We start from the raw sequence: 9,527 nt of genomic DNA on the forward strand, positions 1-9,527 counted from the left end.
GAACATGTTCTACACTCTTATTTGTTCTGCATTCCTCTTTGTTCTAAAACCCTATTTTACCTTCCGTTCGCAGGAGGAGTCAATTCGGAGCGTCCATTCGGAGCGTCCATTCGGAGCGTCAATCAGGAGAGTCCGTCCGGCGGAGCGGACAGGCGTACGTGCGCTCCGCCGGTTCTATGCTTCCTCCGGCTCCGGTACAATAGAGCAAGAGACGGAAGCGGGCAGTGCCCCCTCTTCCGGCCATGCATCCCGGAAAGGAGCCCCTTCGCATGCAGTTCTATTCTATTGAACGCTCGATTCAGATCGACCCTGCTTTCGCTTACTATACGGACCGTTCGCCCGAGAGCGTCGCCTCCGAGCTTCTCCTCGCCGGTTACCGGAATATCCGTTACTTTGTGACCGACGAGACCCGGGTCAACGGCGAACTCGTCCGCGCACTCCGCCGGCAGGGCCTGTCGGTATGGGCTATGGTGCTGGGCAACGGAGCTTATAACACGGGGCACCTTCCTCCCGAATGGCCCCGGTGGCAGATGACGCTGCTGAAGAGGACCGATGACGGCTATACCCGCCTCTCCCCCCACAGTATGTCTTATACGCTCTGGAAAAAACACAGCATTGCCCGTCTCCTCCGGGAGCATCCCTTCTCGGGGCTCGAAGTGGCCGAGCCCTACTTGCCCGAGTGGAACGGCCTCACCTCCGGCGTCTACGGCGATGTCGGCCCCCTGGCCGCCGCAGCCTTCAAGCAGTTCTGCGGGAGCGAGATGCCCGATTTTGTCCATCGCACATCCCCCCGCTATTATCAGAAAGACAGAGCCCGCCACCTCATGTGGATCGAATTCCGGGTTCAGGCGGTGAACCGCTTCCTGAACGAGATCATCAACGGAGCCGGCGGAGCCCGCAGCGTCCGTCCGGACATCCGGATCGCTACCTGGTCGCTGGCTGTGGATGCCGGCCGCGACCCGGTCGGTACACTGCGTGAAGTGCAGGGCACCGATGCAGCCGAGATGATCCGTCTGATCCAGCCCGATCTGCACATCCTGCAGACCCACTGGCCGGACTGGATGCGGGGGCGGCTGCCGGCGGATTATGTGCGCCGCTACCGGCCCTTCGTCCGGCAGATCCGCGCCTCCCATCCGGGTGTGCCGCTTGGCGTGCAGACGGATATCGGCTCGCTACGGCCGATGCGGCGGAGCCGGGCCTGGCTCGAATCCTTCGCCTCTGCAGCCGCCCAGGAAGGGTACCGGATGTGGACGGCCTACGAATATTCGATAGGCCTGCCGATGTACACCGAACGTCCCGCGCCCCTGCGGGCCCGGCGGGCGGACCGCCGCACGGTCGTCGTGGACTTCAACAAGCGGATCGATGAAGCGAGCGCGGCATCCCCCTCTTGCTACGACTGTCTTGTGCAGGGGCAGCCTGTGGAGACGGCTGCCGTCACGGCCGAACCGGACGGCAGCCGGGTCCTGCTCCGGTCGGACGGCTGGCCCGCCGGCCCCTTCGAACTCGAAGTGAGCGGCATCCGAGATGCACCCGAGCGGTGGCTCCTCCCCGGCCATCCACCGCTTGAGGTGCAGGCCGGCAGCCGGGTCGGCGTCCCCGCCTTGCTCTGACCTGCGTTCACAGCTTGAACATTGGTCATTTTGCTGGATCCGGGTTACAATAGAAAGCGAACAATAGAAGCAGAACAATAGAAGCAGCGGAACCATCCGGCTGATGTCCCGTCCCGGAGCAGTCCCCTGCGGCGGGACTTTTCTCATCCTACTTTACCGATAGGAGTTGAATCTCATGGAGCAATCTCTTCTGCGTCAGGAGCGCGCGAACGCCATCTCGCACGGCATCGGCGTCCTGCTCAGTATCGCTGCGCTGGTCCTGCTGGTCCTGCAGTCCGTGCGCACCGGAAGTCTATGGCATATCGTCAGTTTCACGGTCTTCGGCTTGTCGCTGATTGTGCTCTACACGGCATCCACACTGCTGCATAGCGCAAGAAGGGAGCCGTGGGTCAGCATCTTCGAGATCTTCGACCATGCCGCCATCTATGTGCTCATCGCCGGCACTTACACGCCCTACCTGCTCGTCACCATCCGCGGCCCGCTCGGCTGGAGCCTGCTTGGCACTGTGTGGGGACTTGCCTTGCTTGGCATTATTTTCAAACTCTTCTTCGTCAAAAAGTTCAATCTGCTCTCCACCCTCTTCTATATCGGAATGGGCTGGCTGATCATTTTTGCCTTCGAACCGCTTCAGCAGCAGTTATCCGCCCCCGGCGTCATGTGGCTTGTCATCGGCGGCGTCCTGTATACCCTCGGCACGGTGTTCTATCTGTGGCGCCGGCTGCCCTACCATCATATGATCTGGCACCTCTTCGTGCTCGCCGGCTCCGCCTGCCACTTCATCTCGGTCTACCTCTACGTCTAGCCTGGGGCCTTCGTCCATTTTGGAATCCGGGCCGACCTCATCCTGCACCTCTTCGAATCTTGTTCATAGTATATCTATGGACAGTCATTCGAAGGGGTGTTTGTGATTGTATGCTGAACAGCACACAGCGGGTTAGAGTCATTGAGAAGCATTACCGGCGCAAAACGGCGGGCCCTGCGCAGGTGTACCGGGCCGTGAGGCGTTCCATCACAAGCGGCAAAGCGATCTCGGTCATCCGTCTTGGCGACGTCATGGCCAAGCTGCTCTCGGGACGCAACGTAAAGTCGCTGAATTACGTGTCCGATTTCCTCGGCATCCCTCTGCCTCCCTCCAAGAAGGTGCGGCAGGAGCTGATGAACGCCGTCCGGTCCTCGGACATCGTCGGGCTCTCCCATTACGAGAGCTCTATGCAGTATATCTCCCTGTTCATGAAACGCTCGGGATGGCGTCCGCGGGTCATGGCGGATTCCTTCATCAACGACCAGATGTACGAGCGGGGACTCCTTCACCGCCTGCTCCGCAGCTATAAGGTTGCCCTGGTCGGACGCGCCGCCCCGGCAGCAGCCAAAGAACTTCGGCGCCAGGGCATCAACGTGGCGCTGACCGTGCCGCTCGACAGCTACGCCGGACTCGGCGCCGCCTACCGTACGCTGGCCCGCCACCGAGGCAGCTACCAGCTTGTGCTGGTCGGCGCCAGCGTGCCCGGCCGCATCCTCTGCCCCCGCATCGCCCGCCGTCTCGGCCGCACCGCGATCGAAATCGGGCATATGATGGACGCCTTCTCGCAGCCCCGCAGCTGGGGCAAGCACAAGGACAGCCGGCGTGTCTTCAAGTTCCGCTGGATGCGCAAGATCCGTGCGCGCCGCAAGATCCACGCCCGCCGCAAGCGGGGCTGAACGGCAGCCGGACCCGGCAGCGGAGCTTAGGCATCGCAGACTGCAGCTCCGCGGTTCGCTGACGGCGGAGCGGCCAGCGGAGTTGGCAGCTGGATTTGTCTGCGCTGCCAGAGTGCAAGTGAAGGCCCAAAAGCCCCTTCCTCCCCACAGACGATCGTGGGCAGGAAGGGGCTCTTGGCATTCAGCGCCGAAGCCGCTTGAACTGGTAATAGAGAAAACATCCGACGCAAAAGCCGCAAATGGCCGCCAGCGCAGCCAACGCGACCATGCCGGCGAACAGATAACCAACCCAGCCTCCCGGGCTGAGCCAAAACGCAAGCAGGGAGAGGGTGAGCATACCTACCGCGATGGAGTTGTTAAACCGCTGCAGCTCGGCCGCTTCCGTCGGTGCGCCTGCCACCCGGCCGCGGAGCAGGGGAGCAGCCAGCTGCACGATGACATTCGCCCGGATGCCCTGCCAGAGCCCCAGCACTTGGATGGCCCAGAGGGCGGCGATCAGTACCGGGAGCTTCAGAACCAGGGCCGCGAGGACCAACAGCACGATGCCCGCTTGATTCGCACGTACATAAGGTATAGGAATTTCTTTCATAAGTGCTTCAACCGCCTCTATATGGATAATCGGTTCCACCGTCCGGAGCATCTAGGAAGTAGGCTCGATGCCCAGCCTTCCCGTCGAACGGTCCAGCAGTACCAGCCTGGCTTCCACAGGCTGCCCCTGCTCATTCACCACCCGCATCGCGGCCGTCCGTCCATGCTTCAAGAGGTACATGGCGGCCGTATCCGTCAGCGACGCCCCGTAACTGTCCTTCCAGATGACGAAGCCGCAGCCCGTCTTGTAATGGCTGCAGCCGTACCCCCGCTTACCGCGGATGATCCGGCCCCCGCAGCCCTCGCGCGGGCAGGCTCCCAGCGATGCTACCGGCGGAGCCGCAGCAGCTGACGCGGCTACCCGCGCCTGCGTCATGGTCTCCGCTGCTGCCGCCGCAGGCTCGCCCGCGCTGCCCGCTGCGCCCCGCGCTCCCGCGCTGCGCTTCGCGCCCGCTGCTGCTGCCGGCTCGCCCGCGCTGGCTGCTGCGCCCCGCGTTCCCGCGCTGCGCTTCGTGCCCGCTGCTGCCGCCGGCTCGCCCGCGCTGCCCGCTGCGCCCCGCGCTCCCGCGCTGCGCTTCGCGCCCGCTGCTGCTGCCGGCTCGCCCGCGCTGCCTGCTGCGCCACGCGCTCCCGCGCTGCGCTTCGTGCCCGCTGCCGTCGCCGGCTCGCCCGCGCTGGCTGCTGCGCCCCGCGTTCCCGCGCCGCGCTTCGCGCCTGCTACCGCTGCCTGCTCGCCCGCTGCGCCCCGCGTTCCCGCGCTGCGCTTCGCGCCCGCTGCTGCTGCCGGCTCGCCCGCGCTGCCCGCTGCGCCCCGCGCTCCCGCGCTGCGCTTCGTGCCCGCTGCCGTCGCCGGCTCGCCCGCGCTGGCTGCTGCGCCCCGCGTTCCCGCGCCGCGCTTCGCGCCCGCTGCTGCTGCCGGCTCGCCCGCGCTGGCTGCTGCGCCCCGCGCTCCCGCGCTGCGCTTCGTGCCCGCGGTGCGTCCGCGGCCGGTTCCGCCCGATCCGGCGGCTTCGCCTTCGAACGCCGTCCTCTCGGCCGGGCGCTGCACCCGCACCTTATCGACGATCATCGAAGCGAACTTCTTGACGTTCGCCATGAAGAGCTCGTCCGACGCGGAGCCGCGGGCAATTTCATTCAAGCGCCGCTCCCAGTGGCCGGTCATCTCCGGCGAAGTCAGGAGCTCCACGCCCGCTCCGCGGATGAGCTCCACGGCCATGCGTCCCTTGGGCGTGATCGCGATCCGTTTGCCCTGCATGACGACATAGCCGACGTTCTTCAGCCTCTCGATAACCGAAGCGCGCGTCGCCGGCGTACCGAGACCCGAGTCTTTCATCGCATCGCGCAGCTCTTCGTCCTCGATCTGCTTGCCCGCGCTCTCCATCGCTTTGAGGAGCGTGCCTTCCGTATAAGGCTTCGGCGGCTGGGTCTCCTTCTCTTTCGCCGCGCTTTTCTTGCAGTGCACGTCCTTGGTGGCATCGAGCGTGAACGGGGTCTGGATTTCCTCCTCAGCCGAAGCTTCCTCGTCTTCGTCCTTCCCGTCCGTCTTCCCGCGGGTTTTGCCTGCAGGCTTGTCCTTCTTCTGGTCGGCGTAGATCACCTTCCAGCCGAGGTCCAGCAGCTGCTTGATCGTGCTCTTGAAGCGCTCCTGCTCCGCCACCGTCAGAACGGTATGCACCTTGTAAGCAGCAGCAGGATAGAACTGGGACAGGAACCGCCGGACGATCAGGTCGTACAGCTTGGCCTCATCGGGCGGCAGCGCGCCCGGCGTCTTGTGGGTCGGCAGAATCGCATGGTGATCTTCGACCTTGGACGGGTTGCAGACGGCCCTGTTATTCTTATGCACGAACTTCTTGTCCGCACCTTCGACCAGTCCCCGGTAATCGGTCTTCGAGAGTTGATCAAGCGCCCGGTGCATCTCCGGGATGTTCTGCTCTGTGACATAGTTGGAGTTCGTCCTCGGATACGAGATCGCCTTATGCTTCTCATACAGCGTCTGGGCGAGGTCGAGCGTCTTCTTTGCGGAGAAGCCGAACTTGGCGTTCGCCTCCCGTTGCAAGAGCGTCAGATCGTAGAGCTTGAACGGATACTCCTTCGTATCCTTGACCTCGTAGCTCTCGATCCGGCCCCGCTTGCCCTTCACCTTCTCGGCGAGCGCCTTGGCTTTGTCGCCGTCCGTCAGCCGCTCTCCCTGCCACAATCCGCGGTACAGCGTCTCCCCCTGCTCGAACCAGGCTTCCACCTCGTAGAACTTGTTCGACTGGAACGCCTCGATTTCCTTTTGCCGGTCATACAGCAGCGCCAGCACGGGGGTCTGCACCCGTCCGACCGACAGCAGCTCCTTATGCTTGGTCGTGAACGCTCTCGAGCCGTTCATGCCGATGAGCCAATCCGCTTCGCTGCGCGCTTTGGCGGCCCTTGTCAGCGGCTCGAAGTCCGAGCCTTCCTTCAGCTCGGCGAAGCCCCGGCGGATCGTCTCGGCGGTCAGGTCCGAGATCCACAGCCGTTTCACCGGCTGCTTCAGCTTCAGATGGCGCTGGATCAGCGAGAAAATATGCTGCCCCTCCCGCCCCGCATCGCACGCATTGACAAGGTGGGAACACCGCTTGGCGAGCTCCGCAATGACCTTGAGCTGGTCCTTCGTTTTTGCATTCGGCACGAGCTTGAACTGCTCCGGAATGATCGGCAGATCGCCGAGATTCCACTTCTTGTATTTGTCATCGTACGCATCCGGCTCCGCCAGTCCGATCAAATGGCCGATCGCCCAAGTAATGATATAGTGCTCGCCTTCAATATAAGTCCGTTGGTTTTTGGCTTTGGGATCGATTGCGGCCGCGATATTCCTGCCCATGTCGGGCTTTTCCGCAATGATGAGTGTCTTCAACAAAGTATCGCTCCTTCGTCCATCGTAAGCATGCGGCACGCTGTTGCGTTAGACCGCCTGTCTATTTTACAGACTTCCGGCGCAAAAAGAAATGGATGGAACAGAAAAGAGCCCCGCCCCGCACATACGGAACGCAGCCGCAGCCCCGTCCTTCCCTGGAGCCTCGCCCCGCCTCTGTATCCGCATAGAAGAATAAACGGCTTCGCCGTCCTTTAAAAGACGATGCGCGTTTATAAGAAATACAAGATTACGGGATCGGGCTCTGGCGAGATATAAACCTGAATGAGCAGCGCGTCGTGTTGCAAGCGCCGACAATGAAAGATCCGTTCGCAACCGAGCGTCCAGCCAACAATGAAATAGAGCAGGATCCGATGAACGGGAAAAAGGGAGTTGCGTGCTTTGCCGCCAGGAGGCCGGGCAAGGCGTCGGCAAACTGGATTTTTTCGAGAAAAGCGAGGAAGATTTTAGCGCCTCCATAGCTGGTAGCGTTTTAATTTTACGGATGACTGTGGTAGACTTCACCTAAAAGGTGCTCCGTTCTTTGGGTGATGTTGTCGTCGTAAATACCATTCTACCAAAGATTTGAGCCCTTTTTATATTTTCAGACACAGGTACGATATGTTCCGCTCTCCCCGTTCAACAGTACCTATATAGGACGCATTAATTCCTGCCATTTCCGCGAGTTCTTCTTGAAACAAATCGAAATCGAGAGACTAGGAGTTTGGGACATTGTACTTTTCGAGAGTATGGACCAACCTCCTTCTGACAGCTTCTCTTAGTTCTTCCGGTTGAAGCACGACCGCCTCAGCACCGAATGAATAAAAATATTCGGAGAAAAATGGTAACTCCGAAATGGAAATACCCGCTTCTAATATACCCGTTCCATCATCGGCAACACGAACCTCTCCCCAGGGAAAAATCCAACTCTTATCCCGAAATAATTTAATCCCTCTTTCCGTTAGTTTCACTTTGACATCAACACATTCTTGTTTGCCGTAGAAATGAAGTCCCCAGTTCGTTAAATTCACCTCTGAAACATCTACTGAAGGCGATATGGCTTCGGCATCCGCCCAAGCGGCTGACCATATCCGATCTACCCGAAACAATCGGAAGCCTTTTCGTAAATCGCAGTAAGCTGGGCAAAACCAATACCCCTCATGGGCATATATCCCAATGGGTTGAATCGTTCTTTGTTTGGTCTCATCCGTCCCAATTCCATATTGGATTGTCACAGGCAACCTTCTAATGGACGCTTGGAGCAATATCTCAAGGTGGGCCGCTCGTTCTTGGCGTGTATGCGTAAAAAAGTCTACTCGGTGTCGCATCTCATCGATCTGGCTTTTCACATCGTCCGAGGAGAATGCCTCATTCTCCGTAAATGAAATAGGTGGAAGGGTCCGCTCCTTAAGAACATGGTATCCACCTCCTGCACCAACTTGAGAGTATAAAGGTACCCCCAGACCACTCAGCTCTTGCAAATAGCGCAGCATGGTTCGGGTAGACACACCAAATTCTTCAGCAAGCTCTTTGACCGTGAACTTCCGTTTCCGATTTACTGCCATCATCAATTCAATCAAGCGCCTCGACTTTCCCATTAAATTCATTCACCGCCAGAAATAAATAGTGACAAGTCTTGTCGCAATTAGATTATACACTATGAATAAGCCAGATCGCAGGGAGGGGAACAATTTGAAAGGGAGTCGATTATATGAGTAAAGAACAGCGTAGGATGGTGGATGCAATGATCCGGCGTCCACAACCCACCAAGCCTCAAAGCGTCGAACAAATGCGCACGAACTTCGCTGCTATGATGGCGACTATGAAAGTACCTACAGACGTGCAGATTACACAGACGACCCTGGGGAATCGCCCCTGTGTGGTCGTCGCCCCCGCACAGGATGCCCATCCTGGAATAATTCTCTATTTTCATGGAGGATCGTATATTTTGGGTTCCCCCTACACTGCCATGTCACTAACAGCAAACCTAGTCAGCAGAACCAACATTCAGTCTGTCTCACTCGATTATCGTCTAGCTCCGGAACATCCATTCCCTGCGGCCCTTGACGATGCTCTCGCGACCTATCGTAGGCTACTGGACGACGGGGTTGAGGCAGCGTCTATCGTATTTGCCGGCGATTCTGCCGGTGGCGGTATCGCTGTGTCGACTTGTCTAATGGTACGGGCCGCAGGTCTGCCAATGCCGGCAGCGGTAGTAGCATTCTCACCGGGTTTGGATAAGACACACTCCGGTGCAAGTATGGATAGCAAAATGGGGCTCGATCCGTTCTTCACCCGTGAGAGCTTTACATACACGGATGCGATGTACCTCGCCGGACAAGACCCGAATCATGAGCTCGTGAGCCCCGCCAGGTTTGCTGATCTTACCGGATTCCCACCACTGCTGCTACAAGTCGGAACCAACGAGGTACTCCTCGACGACTCTACCCAGTTAGCTGACCGCGCACGGGCAGCGGGCGTGGATGTAATCCTTGACGTTACCGCCGACGTCCCGCACGTTTTCCAGGCGTTCGCTGGTATTCTCGATGAAGCCGATCAGGCCCTAGACCGTGCTGCACTCTTTATCACACAGCATCTCAGATGAACATTTGCTCGATAGAACAGTTCTTCTACCCCGAAAATTACTCTTAGCACAGACCCGAAAATGGCAGCACGAAACTAAGCCCAGCTTTTATGTTTTTTAAAAACTGTGCTTCTTTGGATTTATGTAAAAGCGTTAAGAGGCCTCTGAA

General features: G+C 59.4%; 8 protein-coding genes and 1 pseudogene. 4 read left to right on the plus strand and 5 right to left on the minus strand.

Annotation, left to right across the window (positions count from 1 at the left end):
• Positions 1–269: 269 nt before the first annotated feature.
• The 3 genes from O9H32_RS25150 to O9H32_RS25160 all read left to right on the plus strand — a co-directional run bounded on the left by O9H32_RS25150 (position 270) and on the right by O9H32_RS25160 (position 3,308).
• The gene (locus O9H32_RS25150; protein ID WP_269868875.1) at positions 270–1,610 is read left to right on the plus strand and encodes an N-acyl-D-glucosamine 2-epimerase; all 1,341 of its coding nucleotides are present in this window, start codon (positions 270–272) and stop codon (positions 1,608–1,610) included.
• 175 nt (positions 1,611–1,785) lie between these two features.
• Positions 1,786–2,412: a PAQR family membrane homeostasis protein TrhA gene (gene trhA, locus O9H32_RS25155; protein WP_269868876.1), complete on the plus strand. Its 627-nt coding sequence runs from the start codon at positions 1,786–1,788 to the stop codon at positions 2,410–2,412.
• Between the two features lie 110 nt (positions 2,413–2,522).
• Entirely contained in the window at positions 2,523–3,308 is a 786-nt protein-coding gene (locus tag O9H32_RS25160; RefSeq protein WP_269868877.1) for a GT-D fold domain-containing protein, read from the plus strand.
• 181 nt (positions 3,309–3,489) lie between these two features.
• Here the strand turns inward: O9H32_RS25160 and O9H32_RS25165 are convergent, their stop codons facing one another.
• The 5 genes and pseudogenes from O9H32_RS25165 to O9H32_RS25180 form a co-directional block, all read right to left on the minus strand.
• A complete protein-coding gene (locus tag O9H32_RS25165) occupies positions 3,490–3,897 on the minus strand; it encodes a DUF4395 domain-containing protein (protein ID WP_269868878.1) in 408 nt (135 codons plus the stop codon).
• Between the two features lie 51 nt (positions 3,898–3,948).
• Positions 3,949–6,777 carry a DNA topoisomerase 3 gene (locus tag O9H32_RS25170; RefSeq protein WP_269868879.1) on the minus strand — a complete coding sequence of 943 codons (2,829 nt, stop codon included), beginning with the start codon at positions 6,775–6,777 and terminating at the stop codon, positions 3,949–3,951.
• Between the two features lie 239 nt (positions 6,778–7,016).
• A pseudogene (locus O9H32_RS33025) lies at positions 7,017–7,267 on the minus strand (IS1380 family transposase); the annotation flags it as partial.
• A gap of 103 nt (positions 7,268–7,370) precedes the next feature.
• Positions 7,371–7,475, minus strand: coding sequence for a helix-turn-helix domain-containing protein (locus O9H32_RS25175; protein ID WP_406627374.1), 105 nt, complete (start codon positions 7,473–7,475; stop codon positions 7,371–7,373).
• Between the two features lie 15 nt (positions 7,476–7,490).
• Positions 7,491–8,354: a helix-turn-helix transcriptional regulator gene (locus O9H32_RS25180; RefSeq protein WP_269868880.1), complete on the minus strand. Its 864-nt coding sequence runs from the start codon at positions 8,352–8,354 to the stop codon at positions 7,491–7,493.
• Between the two features lie 131 nt (positions 8,355–8,485).
• Between O9H32_RS25180 and O9H32_RS25185 the strand changes: the two genes are divergently transcribed.
• Positions 8,486–9,379 carry an alpha/beta hydrolase gene (locus O9H32_RS25185; protein WP_269868881.1) on the plus strand — a complete coding sequence of 298 codons (894 nt, stop codon included), beginning with the start codon at positions 8,486–8,488 and terminating at the stop codon, positions 9,377–9,379.
• The last annotated feature ends 148 nt before the right edge of the window (positions 9,380–9,527 follow it).

Source organism: Paenibacillus caseinilyticus (assembly GCF_027533645.1).
Lineage (GTDB): Bacteria > Bacillota > Bacilli > Paenibacillales > NBRC-103111 > Paenibacillus_G > Paenibacillus_G caseinilyticus.